The sequence below is a fragment of the Pseudorhodoferax soli genome (assembly GCF_003337555.1).
Classification (GTDB): Bacteria; Pseudomonadota; Gammaproteobacteria; order Burkholderiales; family Burkholderiaceae_C; genus Pseudorhodoferax; species Pseudorhodoferax soli.
This window is the reverse complement of record NZ_QPJK01000004.1, coordinates 455,420-472,092: the sequence shown is the minus strand read 5'-3', so window position 1 is coordinate 472,092 and position 16,673 is coordinate 455,420. Positions and strand designations below refer to the sequence as shown.

Annotated in this window: 18 protein-coding genes; 10 read left to right on the top strand and 8 right to left on the bottom strand. The window is 72.3% G+C overall.

Features of this window, described 5'->3' with window-relative positions; translation table 11 throughout:
* Positions 1 to 70 precede the first annotated feature (70 nt).
* The 9 genes from DES41_RS16965 to DES41_RS16925 all read left to right on the top strand — a co-directional run bounded on the left by DES41_RS16965 (position 71) and on the right by DES41_RS16925 (position 7,680).
* On the top strand, positions 71 to 889 hold the full coding sequence (locus tag DES41_RS16965; protein WP_114468823.1) for an IclR family transcriptional regulator: 819 nt from the start codon (positions 71 to 73) through the stop codon (positions 887 to 889).
* Positions 890 to 899: 10 nt separating this feature from the next.
* Entirely contained in the window at positions 900 to 1,862 is a 963-nt protein-coding gene (locus tag DES41_RS16960) for an AAA family ATPase (RefSeq protein WP_114468822.1), read from the top strand.
* Entirely contained in the window at positions 1,859 to 3,643 is a 1,785-nt protein-coding gene (locus DES41_RS16955; protein WP_114468821.1) for a cobaltochelatase CobT-related protein, read from the top strand. Before DES41_RS16960 ends, DES41_RS16955 begins: the two co-directional genes overlap by 4 nt.
* 30 nt (positions 3,644 to 3,673) lie before the next feature.
* Complete coding sequence (locus tag DES41_RS16950) at positions 3,674 to 4,216, top strand: MOSC domain-containing protein (RefSeq protein ID WP_114469027.1); 543 nt, start codon at positions 3,674 to 3,676, stop codon at positions 4,214 to 4,216.
* Positions 4,217 to 4,274: 58 nt separating this feature from the next.
* Positions 4,275 to 5,333, top strand: coding sequence for a helix-turn-helix transcriptional regulator (locus DES41_RS16945; RefSeq protein WP_114468820.1), 1,059 nt, complete (start codon positions 4,275 to 4,277; stop codon positions 5,331 to 5,333).
* A 100-nt stretch (positions 5,334 to 5,433) separates the two neighbouring features.
* Complete coding sequence (locus DES41_RS16940) at positions 5,434 to 5,775, top strand: hypothetical protein (RefSeq protein ID WP_114468819.1); 342 nt, start codon at positions 5,434 to 5,436, stop codon at positions 5,773 to 5,775.
* Positions 5,772 to 6,635 carry a complex I NDUFA9 subunit family protein gene (locus DES41_RS16935; protein WP_114468818.1) on the top strand — a complete coding sequence of 288 codons (864 nt, stop codon included), beginning with the start codon at positions 5,772 to 5,774 and terminating at the stop codon, positions 6,633 to 6,635. Before DES41_RS16940 ends, DES41_RS16935 begins: the two co-directional genes overlap by 4 nt.
* A complete protein-coding gene (locus DES41_RS16930) occupies positions 6,632 to 7,111 on the top strand; it encodes a DUF2269 family protein (RefSeq protein WP_114468817.1) in 480 nt (159 codons plus the stop codon). The genes DES41_RS16935 and DES41_RS16930 overlap by 4 nt, the downstream gene beginning before the upstream one ends.
* Complete coding sequence (locus DES41_RS16925; RefSeq protein ID WP_114468816.1) at positions 7,108 to 7,680, top strand: DUF4166 domain-containing protein; 573 nt, start codon at positions 7,108 to 7,110, stop codon at positions 7,678 to 7,680. Before DES41_RS16930 ends, DES41_RS16925 begins: the two co-directional genes overlap by 4 nt.
* Positions 7,681 to 7,740: 60 nt before the next feature.
* Here DES41_RS16925 and DES41_RS16920 read toward each other — a convergent pair whose 3' ends face one another.
* The 4 genes from DES41_RS16920 to DES41_RS16905 are packed head-to-tail and all read right to left on the bottom strand — an operon-like array spanning position 7,741 to position 12,536.
* Positions 7,741 to 9,000, bottom strand: coding sequence for a biosynthetic peptidoglycan transglycosylase (locus DES41_RS16920; protein WP_114468815.1), 1,260 nt, complete (start codon positions 8,998 to 9,000; stop codon positions 7,741 to 7,743).
* Complete coding sequence (locus DES41_RS16915; RefSeq protein ID WP_114468814.1) at positions 8,997 to 9,599, bottom strand: hypothetical protein; 603 nt, start codon at positions 9,597 to 9,599, stop codon at positions 8,997 to 8,999. The genes DES41_RS16920 and DES41_RS16915 overlap by 4 nt, the downstream gene beginning before the upstream one ends.
* Positions 9,583 to 10,455 (bottom strand): exosortase Q, encoded by an 873-nt coding sequence (gene xrtQ, locus DES41_RS16910; RefSeq protein WP_114468813.1) that lies wholly within the window; start codon positions 10,453 to 10,455, stop codon positions 9,583 to 9,585. The genes DES41_RS16915 and xrtQ overlap by 17 nt, the downstream gene beginning before the upstream one ends.
* Complete coding sequence (locus DES41_RS16905) at positions 10,452 to 12,536, bottom strand: VIT domain-containing protein (RefSeq protein WP_425466369.1); 2,085 nt, start codon at positions 12,534 to 12,536, stop codon at positions 10,452 to 10,454. Before DES41_RS16905 ends, xrtQ begins: the two co-directional genes overlap by 4 nt.
* Positions 12,537 to 12,710: 174 nt before the next feature.
* Between DES41_RS16905 and DES41_RS16900 the strand changes: the two genes are divergently transcribed.
* Positions 12,711 to 13,109, top strand: coding sequence for a GFA family protein (locus DES41_RS16900; protein WP_114468812.1), 399 nt, complete (start codon positions 12,711 to 12,713; stop codon positions 13,107 to 13,109).
* 6 nt (positions 13,110 to 13,115) lie between these two features.
* Here DES41_RS16900 and creC read toward each other — a convergent pair whose 3' ends face one another.
* Genes creC through DES41_RS16880 form a run of 4 tightly spaced genes read right to left on the bottom strand, consistent with a single transcriptional unit; the run spans position 13,116 to position 16,531 of the window.
* Positions 13,116 to 14,567, bottom strand: a complete 1,452-nt coding sequence (gene creC, locus DES41_RS16895) for a two-component system sensor histidine kinase CreC (protein WP_114468811.1) — start codon at positions 14,565 to 14,567, stop codon at positions 13,116 to 13,118.
* The gene (gene creB / locus DES41_RS16890) at positions 14,564 to 15,316 is read right to left on the bottom strand and encodes a two-component system response regulator CreB (RefSeq protein WP_114468810.1); all 753 of its coding nucleotides are present in this window, start codon (positions 15,314 to 15,316) and stop codon (positions 14,564 to 14,566) included. The genes creC and creB overlap by 4 nt, the downstream gene beginning before the upstream one ends.
* Positions 15,317 to 15,356: 40 nt before the next feature.
* Complete coding sequence (locus DES41_RS16885; RefSeq protein ID WP_114468809.1) at positions 15,357 to 15,938, bottom strand: Lcl C-terminal domain-containing protein; 582 nt, start codon at positions 15,936 to 15,938, stop codon at positions 15,357 to 15,359.
* A complete protein-coding gene (locus DES41_RS16880) occupies positions 15,935 to 16,531 on the bottom strand; it encodes a hypothetical protein (protein ID WP_114468808.1) in 597 nt (198 codons plus the stop codon). Before DES41_RS16880 ends, DES41_RS16885 begins: the two co-directional genes overlap by 4 nt.
* Between the last annotated feature and the right edge of the window lie 142 nt (positions 16,532 to 16,673).

The following is a 16,673-nucleotide window of genomic DNA, read 5'->3' as shown; positions in this document are numbered from 1 at the left end:
AAAACGTCAACAAATTTCGAAAATCGAAACTTATTGGTCCGAATAACGGAATATGAGAACATCCCACACCATGCACATCGTTCCCCCTTCCCAGCCCGCCGGCGGCGCGGCCGAGCTCCCGGGCGACACGCCCACGATGCGTCTGTTCGCGCTGCTCGAGGTCATCGCCGGGCGCGACCAGCTGTTCACCCTGCAGTCCGTGGTGGACGAGACCGGCCTGCCCAAGCCCACGCTGCACCGCATGCTGCAGCAGCTGGAGGGTGCAGGCCTGCTGCAGCGCGAGGGCGACGGCCGCCACTACGGCACCGGCGTGCGGCTGCGCCGCCTGGCCGAGAACCTGCTGCGCAACGACACCTTCCACGGCGCGCGCCATGCCGTGCTGCGCCGGCTCGTGGAAGAGGTGGGCGAGAGCTGCAACATCACCGCGCTGGCCGGCGACGAGGTGGTCTACCTCGACCGCGTGGAGACCGCCGCGCCGCTGCGCTTCTACCTGGCGCCCGGCTCGCGCGTGCCGGCGCACTGCTCGGCCAGCGGCAAGCTGCTGCTGGCGCAGATGAGCCCGGCGCAACGCCAGCGGCTCCTGGGCCACGCGCCGCTGATGGCCTACACGCCCAAGACCGTCACCGACCTGGCGCAGCTGGAAACTGCGCTCAAGGCCGTGCGCCGCGCCGGCCATGCGCTGGACGACGAGGAGTTCCTGCCCGGCCTGTTGTGCGTGGCCGTGCTGGTGCCGTCCGACACCGGCCGCTCCAACCTCTGCGTGGCCGTGCAGGCGCCTGTGATGCGGCTGCCGCGCGAGAAGGCCGAGAGCGTGCTGCCCGCGCTGCAGCGCGCCGCCCGCGCGTTGGCCGACATCGAGCACGCCGTGCCGCGCCAGACTTCTGCCTAGGACCTTGGCCATGACCGACCCCACCACCGTTCCCGACATCCAGGTCAGCGTGCGCGAGGTCTTCGGGCTGGACAGCGACCTGCGCGTGCCCGCCTTCCGCACGCCCGACGCCCATGTGCCCGAGACCGACCCGGCCTACCGCTTCCAGCACGACGTGACGCTGGCGCTGCTGGCCGGCTTCGCGCACAACCGGCGCGTGCTGGTGCAGGGCCTGCACGGCACGGGCAAATCCACCCACATCGAGCAGGTGGCGGCGCGGCTGAACTGGCCCTGCCTGCGCGTGAACCTCGATGGCCACGTGGGCCGGCTCGACCTGATCGGCCGCGACGCCGTGGTGCTCCAGGACGGCCAGCAGGTCACCGCGTTCCAGCCCGGCATCCTGCCCTGGGCGCTGCAGCGGCCCATGGCCCTGGTGTTCGACGAGTACGACGCCGGCCGGCCCGACGTGATGTTCGTGATCCAGCGCGTGCTGGAACAGGGCGGCCGGCTCACGCTGCTGGACCAGAACACCGTGCTCACGCCGCATCCGGCGTTCCGCCTGTTCGCCACCGCCAACACCGTGGGCCAGGGCAACCTGAACGGCCTGTACCACGGCGTGCAGCGGCTCAACCACGCGCAGATCGACCGCTGGAACATCGTCGCCGCGCTGGACTACCTGCATCCTGCCGAGGAGGCGGCCATCGTGCTGGCCCGCGTGCCGGCGCTGGGCGACGACGCCGGGCGCCGCCTGGTGGCGCAGATGGTGGCGCTCGCCGGGCTCACCCGCAAGGGCTTCGCGGCGGGCGATGTGTCCACGCTGATGTCGCCGCGCACCGTGATCACCTGGGCCGAGAACCTGCAGATCTTCGGCGACGTGGCGGTGGCCTTCCGACTCTCGTACGCCAACAAATGCGACGAGGCCGAGCGCCCCGTCGTGGCCGAGTACTTCCAGCGCTGCCTGGACCGCGAGCTGGAACCCACGGCCAGTCCATGACGCCGCGCCACTGGCCCGCGCCTCCGCGCGCCGACGCGGCCGGCGTGCCGCCGACGCCGCCGCAGCTGGCGCGCTGGCACGAGCAGGTGGAGGAACTCAGCGCCGGGGCCATCCGCGCGTTGAGCGGCGAGGCCGACCTGCACTACCGCGGCCGCCGCCTGCACCGCGGCCGCCAGCCGTTGCCGCTGTTCGGACCGCACCTGGCACCGGCACTGGAGCAGGGCGACGATGCCGGCTCCTTCCGCGGCGCGGCCGACGGCATCGCGCTGCGCCTGGCCCACAGCGACGCCGCCCTGCACCGCCGCCTGTGCCCGCAGCCGCCGGTGGAGCGGCTGCTGTTCGAGCTGCTGGAGCAGCTGCGCTGCGAGTCGCTGGCCGACCCCGCCATGCCCGGCGTGGTGCGCAACCTGCGCCACCGCTTCGATGCCTGGTCGCGCGCCTACCACCATGCGCGGCTCAACGAAACCACGCGCGGCATGCTGCTCTACACCGTGGCGCAGATCAGCCGCTCGCGCGTGACCGGCGATCCCGTGCTGGAGGACACCGAAGACCTCATCGAAGGCACGCGCGCCGAACTCGTGCCGCAGCTGGGCACCGACCTGGCCGGCCTGCGCCGCCAGCGCCGCGACCAGGCTGCCTATGCGCAGCACGCGCTGGCCATCGCACGCGCAGTGGCCGCCATGCTCGCGCACGGTGCCGAGGTGGCCGAGCAGCAGGCGGCCGAGCGCGAAGCCGAGGACGAAGACAGCGCCGCCAACTTTCGCGTGTTGATGGACTTCGACCCCCCAGCCGGAGAGGCCGGCCGCATGGCACAGGCTGGCGACGCCCGCGTGGTCGAGGGCGAAGGCGAGCCGTACCGTGTGTTCACGCGCGCCCACGACCGCGAGGTGGCCGCCACCACCTTGGTGCGGGCCGAACCTTTGCGCGCACTGCGCGAGCGGCTGGACGCCCGCATCGCCAGCCAGGGCGTGCAGCTGCCCTGGCTGGTGCGCGCGCTGCAGGCCTTGCTGGCCCAGCCGCGCGACGATGGCTGGCACGACGGCCAGGAGGAAGGTCTGCTCGACGGGCGCCGCCTGGCCCGGCTGGTGGCGCTGCCGACCGAGCGCCGGCTGTTCCGCACCGCGCGCAGCCAGCCGTTGGCCGACTGCGCCGTGACGCTGCTGCTCGATTGCTCGGCCTCGATGAAGGAGCACGCCGAGTGGACGGCCATGCTGGCCGATGTGCTGGCCCGCGCGCTGGAGCGCATCGGCGCGCGCTGCGAGGTGCTGGGCTTCACCACGGGCGCCTGGAACGGTGGCCGGGCCCAGCGCGACTGGCAGCGCGCCGGCCGGCCGGCGCGGCCGGGCCGGCTCAACGAGCTGTGCCACATCGTGTTCAAGGATGCCGCCACGCCCTGGCGCCGCGCGCGCCCCGGCATCGCCGCGCTGCTGCGGCCCGATCTGTTCCGCGAAGGTGTGGACGGCGAGGCCCTGCAATGGGCGGCCGGCCGGCTCGCCGCACAGGAGGCAGGGCGCCGCATCCTGCTGGTGGTGTCCGACGGTTGCCCGATGGATGGCGCGACGCGCCTGGCCAACGACACGCACTACCTCGACAGGCACCTGCAGCAGGTGGCCCAACGCATCGAGCAGCAGGGGCAGATCGCGCTGTACGGCGTGGGCGTGGGGCTGGACCTGAGCCCCTACTACGCCGCCAGCCATGTGCTGGACCTGGCCCACGCGGGCGCAGGCAATGCGGTGTTCCGCGAGGTGGTGGGGGTGCTGGGCGGGCGCGTGCGGCGCTGAGGCATCCTTCTCTGTGCGAGCATGCGGGCCATGCCCGATCTGCGCCAGCTGTCCCGCCAGTTTCCCCATGCCGGCCGCGTGCAGGCCATCGTCCTGCGGCCTGCGCGCGATGTGCCGGCGCTGTCGGTCGAACGTGCGCTGGCAGTTGCGGACCGTGGCCTGCAGGGCGACCGCAGCGCCGAGCGGACTCCACGTTCACCGGCCCACGCCGGTGGCGGCAAGCGGCAGGTCACGCTGTTGCAGGCCGAGCACCTGCCGCTGGTCGCGGCCTGGACGGGGTTGCCGCACATCGCGCCCACGCTGCTGCGCCGCAACCTCGTGGTCGAGGGCCTCAACCTCGTCGCGGCGCGCACGCTGTTCGCCGACCAGCCGCTCGCGCTGCACATCGGCGCGGCCGTCGTGTTGCAGCTGACCGGCCCCTGCGATCCCTGCTCGAAGATGGAGGCCACGCTGGGCCCTGGCGGCTACAACGCGCTGCGCGGCCACGGCGGCATGACGGCGCGCGTGCTGCAGGGCGGTGAGATCGCGGTGGGCGATGCGGTGCGGGTGGCCGCCTTGCCTGCCGGCGCCTGACAGACCGCCTTGTCCGCGGGATGGAACAATCTGCGCTTTGCTTGCGCCACGCTGCCCTTTGACCGCCCTCGCCATTCTTCTTGCCGGCTACTCGGTCTTCAGCGCCGCCGCGGTCGCGCTGACCCATCTGGGCGGCGACCAGTACCGAGGGCTGCCACAGTCCCGCGCCATGGGCCTGTTGTTGCTGCTGGCGCTGTCGGGCCTGCAGCTGGCGCACTTCGCCGACCTGTACCTGGGCCAGGCCTGGACCGGTAGTCTGGCCTACCGCATCGCGTTGTTCGTCGTCGCGCCGAGCTTCTACCTGTTCAGCCGGGCCGTGCTGCATCCACTTGCCGCACCGGTCCAGGGCGCGCGGCTGGCGGTCCACGGCATCCCGCTACTGGTCGCACCCTGGCTGGCGCCGCCGCTGGCCTTGCCCGCCGCCTTCCTGCTCGGCGCTGGCTACCTGCTCTGGCTGGGGCGCAGCCTGCTGGCTTTGCGCCAGGCGCGGGCGCGCTTCCATGCGGAGATGGCCCTGCTCGGCACGGCCTGCGCCATCGCGCTGGGCGTCTCGGTCCTGGGGCTGGCGCCGACCCTGCTGCCAGCCCAGGTGTTCGTCAGCCTCTACGCATGTGCCATCGGCCTGGCCCTGCTGCTGGTGCAGATCTCCCTGGGGCTGCGGCCGCAGCTGGCGGTCGAAGTCCGTGAAGCGGTCCAGACGGGCTATGCCCAGACGACGCTGGGCAAGGTCGATTGCGATGCGGCGCTGGCGCGTTTGCAGGGCCTGATGGCCAGGGACCGTGCGTTCACCGACCCGGACCTGAGCCTGGCGGGCCTGGCGGCGCAGCTGGACTTGAGCCCCCACCAGCTGTCGGAACTGCTGAACGCCCGGCTCGGCAAGAGCCTGTCCCGTTACCTGCGCGAATGGCGGATCGGCGCCGCCACGACCCTGCTGTGCGAGGAGCCGTCGGCCTCTGTGCTGTCCGTGGGCCTGAATGTCGGCTTCACGTCCCAGTCGACCTTCTACGAGGCCTTCCGCGAAATCGAAGGCATGACGCCGGGCCAGTACCGCACGCTGCACTCACCGCCTGCCGGCCGCGCCAAAGCGCCCCAGGCGTCGATTGGTATTCCGGAATGATCATTTCGGAGCCGAAAACTAGGACGGTTCTATCCGTCCGAAAGACCAATCGACCCTGAACCGGAAAACTGGAGGCTCCAACAACCCTAGCGAGCCTTCCATGAATGCCTTCCTCCAGCTGCTGGCCGCGGCCCTCGTCAGCGTCAGCCTGAGTCTTTTGCTGCTCCGCATCCTGTCCGATCCGCTCACCCGGGTGCTCGAGCGGGTTTGCCAGGACGCCGATGCAGCCGCCTTCTGGCGCAGTTACACCTGGGCGATGCTGACGATCGCGCCCTTGCTGGTGTCGCTCGCGGTGCAGATGCTGTGGCCCACCAGCGATCCGCTCGACGCCTTCCATGCTGTCCTGATGGCGACGCTCGGCGGCCTGCTGCTCGGCCTGCATGTCCTGGGCAAGCGCCTCGTGCAGTTCATCGGCGCTCCGGGCGGGCGGAGCGCGTCATGAACGTGCTGCTCACTGGCGCCAGCGGCTTCCTCGGCCGCCACATCGCTGCCGCGCTGGCCGATGCCGGCCACCGGGTCCTGCGGGTGTCGCGGCGGCACGGGGTCGACGCCGGGCAGATGCGGACGCCGCAGGACTGGCGGGCGCTGCTGGACGGCGTGGATGCCGTCGTCAACGCCATCGGCATCATCGGCCAGACCCGCAGGCAGCGTTTCGCAGTGCTGCACACCGAGGCCCCGCTGGCCTTGTTCCAGGCCAGCCAGCAGGCTGGCGTGCGCCGGGTGGTGCAGATCTCGGCCCTGGGCGCCGATGCTTCGGCCTGTTCCGCCTTCCTTTCGAGCAAGCGTGCCGCCGACGACGGACTGCGCCGCCTGCCGCTGGATTGGTTCGTGCTGCGGCCCGCTCTGGTCTATGGCGAGGGCGGTGCCAGCGCCGCTGCGGCGCTGCGCCTGGCGGCGCTGCCCTGGATTCCCGTGGTCGGGCGCGGCGAGCAGATGCTGCAACCCGTGCATGTCGGCGATGTCGTGGCCAGCGTGCTGCGCTGCCTCGCGGCCGACGCGGCCGGCCTGACGCTGGACCTCGTCGGGCCCGAGGCCTTCACCTGCGCGCAATGGCTGCGGCGCCTGCGCCAGGCCCAGGGGCTGGCGCCCGCGCGCCTGCTCTGCGTGCCCGAACCGCTGGTTCTGGGCCTGGCCGCCCTGGGCCGCGGCATGCATCCGATGCTCCGGCCCGAGAACATCCGCATGCTGCAGCGCGGCTGCACTGCCGATGCCGGACCGCTCGAACGCTTCCTGCGGCGGCCGCTGCGCCCTGCCGCGCCCGAGGGCCTGCGCCTGCCCGTTGCCACCAGGAGCGCCGCATGAGCTACACGACCCTCAAGACCCTGCACATCCTGAGCATGGTGCTGCTGTTCGGCACCGGCCTGGGCAGCGCCTTCTACAAGTGGATGGCCGACCGCAGCGGCCATGTGGTCCACATCGCGGTCACCAACCGGCATGTGGTGCTGGCCGACTGGATCTTCACCACGCCCGCCGTGGTGTTCCAGCCGCTGAGCGGGCTGTGGATGGTCCATCTGCTGGGCCTGCCGCTGGCGACGCCGTGGATCGCATTCAGCCTGGCGCTGTACGGCCTGGCCGGCGCCTGCTGGTTGCCGGTGGTCTGGTTGCAGCTGCGCATGCGGGCCATCGCGGACGATGCGGCCGCCAGATCCGTCCCGCTTTCGCCGGCCTACTGGCGCATGGTGCGCTGCTGGTTCTGGCTCGGCGTGCCGGCGTTCGCCAGCATGGTGGTGGTGGTCGCGCTGATGGTCTCCAAGCACGTGGCGGGGGTGGGTCCATGAGCCAGCTGATGCAGCAGATCCTGGGCGCGGACTGGGACCGCCTGCCGCCCGCATTGCAAGCCCACTACCGCGACGAGGGTTCCCGCGACGTCGGTCACCTGGACATCGCGTTTCATGTCTGGCTGCTGCCCTTGCTGTGGGCCATGCGCCTACTGGGGGCGCTGGTGCACCGGCGTGGGCAGGCGGTGGAGACCACGGTGCTCAAGCATGCCGAGGGAGGGCGCCAGCACTGGCGCAGAACCCTGCGTTACGGCGACGGCCGTGTATTGCGTTTCGACAGCCACCGCGTGGCTAGCGGGCCGGGTCGGCTGATCGAGTTCGTCAATCCCGTGCTCGGGCTGGAGCTGGTTCCATCCGTGGTTGGAGAGCAATTGCACTACCGTGGCACCCGCATGGTCGCCAAGCTCGGGCCGTGGCTGTTGACGGTTCCCGAATGGCTGGTGCTGGGCCACACCACCATCGTCGAGCAGGCGGTGGGCGCGCGCCACTATGCGATGGACTTCCGCATGACCCACCCGCTATTTGGCGAGCTGTTCCGCTACGCAGGGCGGTTCGAAGCGGACGTGTAGCCGTTCGTGTTGCGGCGCGGCCTGCACAGCCATGGTGTTCGCGAGCATTGCAATTGCGCTTCACGGCGCCGGCTGTGCGAGCGCGCGCAACGCCTCGGTGGCCGCGCGACGTTCGCGCGCACGCGTGCCGCCGCGCAGCTGTCCGGCCACCCATTCCGCCCGCTCCAGCGCGATGCCGCCGCTGCTGCGCCAGGCGCGTGCCTCGGCATCGGGCCTGTGCAGCATCGCCGCCAGCCACACGGCCTGCGCCGGTTCCAGCTGCCGCGCGCTGCGGCCGAAGTAGCCGCGCGCCGCGGCCTCGGCGCCGCACACGCCCATGCCCCAGGGCGCGTTGTCCAGGTACAGCTGCAGGATGCGGGCCTTGCCCAGCGTCTGCTCCATCTCCACGGCGTAGAGCAGCTCGCGCAGCTTGCGCGTGGCGCTGCGCTCGTCGCCGGTCACGAGGCGTTTGGCCAGCTGCTGGCTCAGGGTGCTGCCGCCCCGGCGCACGCCGCCTAGCGCCTGGTTGGCGGACAGCGCCGCCTGGAGTTCGCGGATGTCGTAGCCCGGGTGTTCGAAGAAGCGCTGGTCTTCGGCCGCCAGCACGGCACGCACCAGCCAGTCGCCTTGGCGCAGCCGGCTCGGCGCGCCGCAGCTGCTCGAGGCGTGGGCCCAGGCTTCGGTGCCCAGGCCTTGCACCGTGAAGCCCTCCAGCTGCGGCTGCACGCGCAACGGACCGGCGGGCAGCTGCCATTGGGCGCGCAAGGCGATCTCGCCGCCGATCCGCGCCTGCCGCAGCTCGGGCAGCTGCGGGGCCAGCACGGCGTAGGCGTCGGCGATGGGCGTGGCGGGCAGGCGCAGCTGCAGCGCCAGGCCACCGCCCTGCAGGCGGCCCGTGAACCAGGCCTGCAGGGCCGGGCCGTCGTCCACGCCCGTGTCGGCACGCACCAGGCCTTGCATGGTCTCGAAGTCGCGGAACACCGTGACCTGCAGCCGCTGCAGCTCCAGCGGCGTGCCGCCCAGCGCAGACGCCGGCATGCGGCAAGGCGCGCACTGCAGGTGCAGGCTGCGGTCGTGGGCCTGCCAGTGCAGCTGCACCGGCCCCCAGCGCGTCTGCAGGCGGCGGCCGTCCAGCCACGTTGCGAAGGGTGCGGCCGTGGCCAGCCGCAGCGCCGCGGGCACGCTGGCGCTGGTGTGCCAGGGCCCGATGCGCAGCGGCATCGCCCATTCGCCGGGCTGGGGCGCGAGCAGGCGCAGCGCCACGGCGCCGGCCAGCACCACGCCCAGCAGCAGGGCGGCGAGCGAGAGCAGCAGCAAACGCAGCGCGCGGGCCGGGCTCACAGCAGCCCCGTGGCGACCACGGAAGCCAGCGGCGTGGCCGTGGTCACCGCCAGCCAGGGGCCGCGGGAATGGCCGCGCAAGGCAGACCAGTACCAGGCCGAGGTGTCGGTGAAGGCCTGGCCCTGGGCGTCGGTGGTGCGCTCGCACACGCGCAGCGGCTGGCCTCCTGCACGTCCTGCCCGCGTGGCGGTGAAACAGCGCCACAGCTGCGCATGCGCGTCGTGCTCCAGCCGCGCGCTGGCGATGCCATAGCCGAGCGCGCGGTAGCAGTCCTCGGCCGGATGCAGCATGCGCGTGGGCGCCGTCACATGGCGCAGCACCAGCACGCGTTGGCCATCGGTCATGCGCGCGATGGCGCCCGGGAACTGCCGCGCGAAGCGTTGCTCTACCGGCCCCAGGGCCAGTGGGCGCAGCGCGGCGCCCTCCCACTGGCTGGGCCATTCCCAGGCCGTGGCCTCGGCAGGCGCTGCGGCGTCGGGCCAGATGGCCTGGGCCACGCCCCACAGCGTGCACAGGGCCAGGCCCGTGGCGAAGGCGGTCTTGTGCAGCACGCGCTGCACGAAGCGGTTGGCGAACAGGTTTTCAAGCCGCGTGGGCATGGCGCACTCCAAAGGACAGGGTAAGGGCAGCAGGCCGCTGCATCTGCCTTGCGATCGCGGCGCAGACCGCGCCGAGCACGGCCAGGCCCAGCAGTTCGTGGCCGAAGGCCGGCAGCGGCCGGCCTGCGCCCTCGGCCGCGACCAGCAGCGTGTTGCGCAGCACGTTGCCGGCCAGCACCGTGAGGCCCACGAGCGGCAGGCGCGCCAGCACGGTGCGGTCGGCCAGGCCGGCCCACAGCGCCGTGGCACCGGCCGTGAAGTAGCTCAGCCAGGCCATCTGCACGCCCGAGCAGGGTGCGTCCACGATCACCAGGCGGCCGTCCACGAGCAGCGTGCTGCCTTCGCGCCAGACCGTGAAGAACGGCGCCAGCAGCCAGTGCGAGGCCTCGGCCGTCAGCACGCGCAGCGGGTAGCCGGCATAGAACTGCAGCGAGGACAGCAGCGGCAGCGCCAGCACCGCCAGCAGCAGCACGGGCGTGGCCGCCACCTGGCGCGGCAGGAAGGCCAGCAGCGTGGCGGCCAGCGCCAGCACGGCCAGCAGGCTGGCCAGCAGCGGCGACAGCGCGCCGCGTGCCAGCGTGGCGGCCAGCGTCAGCGCCGTGGCGGCGGCCAGCCAGCCCAGCGCGGGGGACGCCCGCAAGGCCTTGCGGTGCAGGCCGGCCAGCGTGGCGAGCGCGGCAAGTGCCAGCAGGCCCAAGGGGTCGTCGGCCCCGTCGGCCAGGCGCCGCGCCATCCAGGTCCAGGCGGGCAGCAGCGCCAGTGCCTGCAGTGCGATCCAGGCCCAGGCGGGCAGGCGGTCCAGGGCGATGCCCCAGCGCACGAAGCGCGGGTTGCGGATCAGGTCGTGGGGGGTCATGGCGTGAAGCTCCGGTTGCGGCTGCGCCGGGCACGCCGCTGCAGCATGGCCAGCACCGAGAGCACCAGCAGCACGGCGCCCAGCGTCTCCGGCTCGGGCGTGCTGGGCACCTCGGCGCCGGCGATCACGGTGGCGCTTTCGCCCAACGCGCTCTCGCCCACGCCCTGGGGCAGCGGCTGCGGTTGCTGCACACGCTGGCTGTCGGCAGGGGCCAGGTTGCGCACCACCTGGTCGATGGCGATGAAGCTCGTGTAGGGCGTCAGCAGGGCGTAGTCCAGGCCCAGCCGCGTGATCGCGGCGCGCTGGGCGTCGCCCCCTTCCAGGGCCTCCTGGTCGGCCAGTTGGGCGATGCGGTGGCGGGCCCACAGCGCGGGCAGCGCAGCGGCCTGGCCGGGCGGGGCGGGCAGCACTTCCACGGCCTGTTGCCAGGGGCCGGCGGCCGTGTGGCCCAGCACCCGCATGCGGCCTTGCGGCTTGCCGCGCCACTTGCCGAACACCACGACGGGGCGCTCGCCCAGCACGTCGGGCTGCACGGCAGGTTCGAGGTCGTAGACATCGAGGCCCTCGAACTGCAGCTGCACGTTGGTCAGCACGGGCGACTCCACCATGCGCCGAAAGCGCGCAGCCTGCTCGGGCGCTTGCACGGGGTCGGTGATGATGAAGGGCTCTCCGCCACCGGCGCGGGCCAGGCCTTCGAGCAATGCGCGGTTGACCGAGGAGCCGATGCCGAAGGCGAACAGGTTGGCCTGGTTCAGGTTGCGCCGCACGAGTGCGAAGGCCTCCTGCTCCACGCTCACATAGCCATCGGTCACGACGACGATCGTGCGTGCCACGTCGGGCGCCTTGGGCTCGGCGTAGACGCGGCGCAGCGCCGGGATCAGCTCGGTGCCGCCCGCGCCCATGGTCTGGCCCAGCGCGGCCAGCGCACGGGTGATGTTGGCCTGCGTGGCCGGTACCGGCTGGGGCGCCAGCATGCGGTTGCTGCCCGAGAACAGCAGCACGTTGAACCGGTCGGTTGGCCGCAGGCCACCGATCAGGCGTTGCAGCATGGCCTTGGCCGTGTCCAGCGGAAAGCCGTGCATCGAGCCCGAGATGTCGACCACGAAGATGTACTCGCGCGGCGCGATCTGCGTGGCGGCCACGGCCTGGGGCGGCGCCACCAGCGCGAGGAAGAAGTTCTCGGCGTGGGGCCCCTGGCCTTCGGACAGCATCAGGCCGGCGGCCAGCTGCTCGCCGGCCAGGCCGTACTCGAGCACGAAGTCGCGATCATTGGCCGCGCCGGCGCCGTCGGCCAGCCGCACGCTGGCGTGGCGCGGCTGGTCCTGCGATTGCGCGACGGCGATGGCATGCGTGCGCGAGCGGATGCCCTGCAGCGGCAGCGGTGCGTCCAGCTGCATCCGCAGCGTGAAGCGGCTGGCGGGCGGCTCGCCGGCGCGCAGCGTGGGCTGGGCGGCCCAGGTGTTGCCGCCCTGGCTGGCGGCATGTGCGTAGCGCGGCCCGACGACGGTGGGGAACACGAATGCGTAGCGGCCGTCCTGCGGCAGCAGCAGCTCGGTGTAGCGCAGTTCCACCTGCACGTCGTCGCCGGGCAGGATGTTCGCCACGCGCATCTGGAACACATTCGGCCGGTGCTGCTCCAGCAGTGCGGCGGTCTTGCCTTCCTGCCTGGCGGCGGCGTACTCGATGCGCGCCTGCTGCTTCTCGCGGATCTGCGCTGTGATGAGGCGCTCGCCCAGGCGCACCTGCAGCCCGCCCACGGCGGCGCGGGTGGAACCGGGGAACACGTAGTCGGCCTCGATGGCCGCGCTGCCCTCGTTGCGGTAGTGCTGCACCACGCGCACCTCGGCGATCACGCCGGAGACCTGGACGGAGACCTCCGTGGCCTTGAGCGGCAGCTGGTCCGTGCCGGGCGCGCCGCCGCGCACGAAGAAGTAAGGGCTCTCGGTCTGCTGCCGCGGGCTGTCGGCGTCGCGCGTCTGCGCCATGGCAGGGCGGTGCAGCAGTGCCGCGCACAGCGCCAGCGCGACCGCGGCGAACCAGCGCCCGGCGGCGCTCTGGGGGAGGAAGAGGAAGGCGATCACGGTGTGTCCGCTGAAGGTGGCCGTGCGACGGTGCACGGAGCGGACTTTCGGTGGCGCGTGCGAAGGCAGTTCGAAGGATCCGGGGCTGTGTGAAGCCTGTGTGAAGTCCGCCTGTGTGGCAGCATCGCCTCCACGGTGCCCGGCCGGGCGCCCCTGGCGAAGGAGGCCACGCCCATGTTGCGAGGGGGATGCTTTTGCGGCGCGGTCCGCTACGAGACGACGGGCCAGCCGTACCACCGGACGGTCTGCCACTGCAGCATTTGCCGGCGCACCACGGGCGCGCCCTTCGTGGCCTGGTTCAGCGTGCCGCGCGCCGCGTTCCGCTTCGTGCGGGGAACGCCGGCGACCCTGCGCTCCAGCCCACAGGCGACGCGCAGCTTCTGCGCGCGGTGCGGCACCCAGCTGAGCTTCGCAGACGACGCCGCCCCTGCCGAGATCGACATCACCACCTGCAGCCTGGACGATCCCGGGCAGGCCCCGCCCGAGGACCACACGCACACGGCCAGCCGGCTGGCCTGGACCGCGCTGGCGGATGGCCTGCCCACGCACCGCGCAGCGCGGCCCGGACCCTGACCGCCCTTACGGCCGGCGCAGCGGCAGCACCAGCGTGGCCAGCGCACCGCCGCCCGCAGCGTTCGCCAGCGTCGCCTGGCCGCCGTGCTGCTGGGCGATCTCGCGCACGAAGGCCAGGCCCAGCCCCGTGCTCTTCTTGCCGCCGTCCGGCCGCGCGAGCGAGTAGAACTTCTCGAACACCTTGTTGCGCGCGTACTCGGGAATGCCGGGGCCGTGGTCGCGCACCGTGATGCGGGCGTGGCGGGCATCGGCCTGCAGCGCCAGGGCGATGCGGCTGCCGGCCGGCGCGAAATCGAAGGCGTTGGCCAGCAGGTTGGCGACGGCGCGCCGCAGCAGGAAGGGGTCGCCCCAGACGCCGGCCTGGGCCTCGAGGGAGAGCGCCAGTTCCAGCCCGCGCGCGGTGGCCGCGGCCTGGTGGCTGGCGGCCAGCTCCTCGAGCAGCGGCGCCAGCGCCACCGGGCCGGCATGCTCCAGCACACGCCGGCTCTCCAGCGCCGTGAGTTCCATCATTCGGTCCACGATCTCCTGGATGCGCTGGGTCTCGCGCGCGATGTTGGCCAGGAAATGCGCGCGCGCGGGCGCGGGCATGGCCGGGTCTTCCAGCAGCTCGGCCGCGCCGCGGATGGCCGACAGCGGGCTCTTGATCTCGTGCGTGAGCGTGGCCACATGGTCGGCCATGGTGTTGCGGCCGGTCAGCGCGTCGCGCGTTTCGTGCACGCCGGCGCGCAGCAGGGCCACGAAGTGCCGCAGCATGGGGCGCGGCCGCAGCCGCGGCTGCGTGCGCACCCAGGCCAGGTAGTCGCGCACCAGGCCGAAGGGCCGCACCAGCCAGATGGAGACGATGAGCGCGCCGACCAGCAGCGCCAGCGCCGAGCCCACGCCGACCCAGATCGTCCGCCAGCGCGCGTCCTGCACGAACTTGCCGAAGCTCTGCACGGGCTTGCCGACGCTGACCACGCCGATGGTCACGTGGTCGCGGCTGCGCACCGGCGCGGCCACGTACATGACCGAGGTCGTGGCGTCGTTGGCCACATCGCGCGAGGTGCGTGCGCCGTACAGGCCGTCCAGCGTGTAGCGCACGTCGCGCCAGTCCAGGTAGTTCTCGCCCAGGTGCTGGCCCATGCGGCCGCGCTGCGCGTCGAACAGCACACGGCCGTCGGCGTCGGTCACGTACAGGCGCAGGTCCACACGCGTCTTGCGCAGGCCGTAGATCTCGGCATCGAACTGGCGTTCGTAGAGCGTGCGCAGCAGCGGCTCCAGCCGCGCGGGGTCGATGCGGTCGCCCTGCAGGTCTTGCTCCACCAGGCTGGCCACGAGGTTGGCGGTGTCGACCAGCGATTCCTCGGCCGACTCCCGGTAGCGCGGATCGATGTCGCCGACCACGCGGTACAGCAGCAGCGCGATGCCGGCGACGTAGATCGCCAGGATGCCGAGGAAGATGCGTGTGCGGCGGCTCACGGTGCGGCGGTGGGCGGGGGCGGCAGGTCCTCGTGCAGTGCGTAGCCGGTGCCGCGCAGCGTGCGGATGGGCTCCACCTCGGGCGCCACCGCCTTCAGCTTGGCACGCAGGGTCTTGATGTGCGCGTCCACGGTGCGGTCCAGGCTCTGGGCGGCGTCGTCCCAGACCATGTCCAGCAGCTCGTCGCGCGTGTAGACGCGGCCCGGGCGCTGCACCAGCAGGGCCAGCAGGCCGTATTCGTAGCGCGAGAGTTCGAGCGGCTGGCCGTAGTAGCGGATGCGGCGGCGCTCGCCATCGATGTGGAACACCGGCACGGTGCCGGCCGGCGGTGCGGGCGCTGCGGCTGCCGCACCGCCGCGCGCGCTGCGGCGCAGGATGCTGCGCACGCGCGCCACCAGTTCGCGCGGCGAGAACGGCTTGGCGATGTAGTCGTCGGCGCCGAGCTCCAGGCCCACCACGCGGTCGATCTCGTCGCTGCGCGCGGTCAGGAACAGCATGGGCACGCCGTCGGCGCCCGGCAGTTCGTGCAGGCGGCGGAACAGCTCGAAGCCGTTCATGTCGGGCAGGCCCACGTCGAGAATGGCCAGGGCCGGCCGCTGCGCGCGGTACTGCGCCAGCGCCTCGCCGGCCGTGGCGCACCACACGGGCTCGTAACCATCGGCGCGCAGCACGTAGGCCAGCGTGTCGGCGATGCCGGATTCGTCCTCGGCGATCAGGATGCGGGGGCGGGCGGCGGGGGAAGGTGGCATGGCGGCATGGTAAACATGCCGTCCGGCCCGTGCCGCTGCGCTACCTGCCGGCGTCCGCGCCGCCGCGCACGCACCACACCGGCTGCGTGGTGGTGGTGCCGTCGACGGCTCCGGTCACGCCGTTGAAGATGTTGACGATGCGGTGCGCGACCGCAAACCGCTCCGGGTAGTAGCGCGACGAGGTCCAGAACGACTGCGAGGTGCCGATGTCGAACGGGTGCCCGGCCGGCAGCGCGGGGGCCGAGCGCGTGGGGTCGATCAGGCTGGCCAGTTCGGCCGCACTGGGCAGCCGCCAGCCCATGCGGCCACCGGTTCTGAGGTCCAGGCAATGCTCCTCGGCGTGGATGCCGCCGAACACCAGGGTCGGCGGCAACGTCTGGTCGAAGCGGTCGGTGCTCGGCGTGCGCTCCCACACCAGGCCGGTTTCGCGGTCGAGCACCGCCTGCGACGCGAAGTTGGACAGCACGATGAAGCGGCTGGCCGCGGGCAGCGTCTGGTCCCAGGACGGCATGGCGTAGTAGGGGCCGTTCGCGGAGGTCTGGGCGGTGGCCGGCGCGGCGGCCACGCAGGCTGCGGCGACAGCGAGCCACAGCGTGGCGCGGGAGATCCTGGTGGTCGTCATGGGGTGTCCTTTGCTTCGGCGGATGGAACGCGGCGGGCTTGGCGTTGGCGCTGGCCCAGCAGCAGCAGGGCGAGGGATGCCAGCGCGATGCTGCCCGGCTCGGGCACGGGCTGCGTCACGGTGACCCCGCCGACGCTGACGCCCGGGTCTTCGCTGCCCTGCCCGGGCAGGTAGGCGAAGGCGACGTAGGCCAGCAGGCCATCGCCGCTCACACCGCCCGAGAACCCCGACACGCCGGCGAGCACGCCGTCGAGCAGGAAGCCGCTGCCCGTGATCGAGGACAGATCGGTCTGCAGCGCATCGAATGGCGCGGCGAACACGCCGTAGTAGAAGCCGCCGAGGTCAACCTGCTGCACCACCAGCGGATCGAAGTGCAGGTCGAAGCTCCAGTCCTGCAAGCCTGCGGCGCCGGTGGCCACGATCGGCACCAGGAACTGCCCAGGACCCAGGCTCGCCGGCACATAGGCCGGCACCGTGGTCGTCCGCGCGGCGGCCGAGATGACGATGGCGCTGCACTCCGTCGCCGTCAGCAGCAGCGCAGCCAGCAGGCCCGTGGCGGCGAGCCAGCGCCGGACACCTGGAATTGTGTTCATGCCTGTCCTTTCGATGGAGACAGCGGTCGGCTGTCGCGGCAGCAGGCCACCCCCTGCCCGCCAGCCGCATGCGGCGCAGTCTGCAGGCACACGCTGCGGCGCGGAATGCCGTGTACGCGGGATTGACGCGGGCGCGTGGACA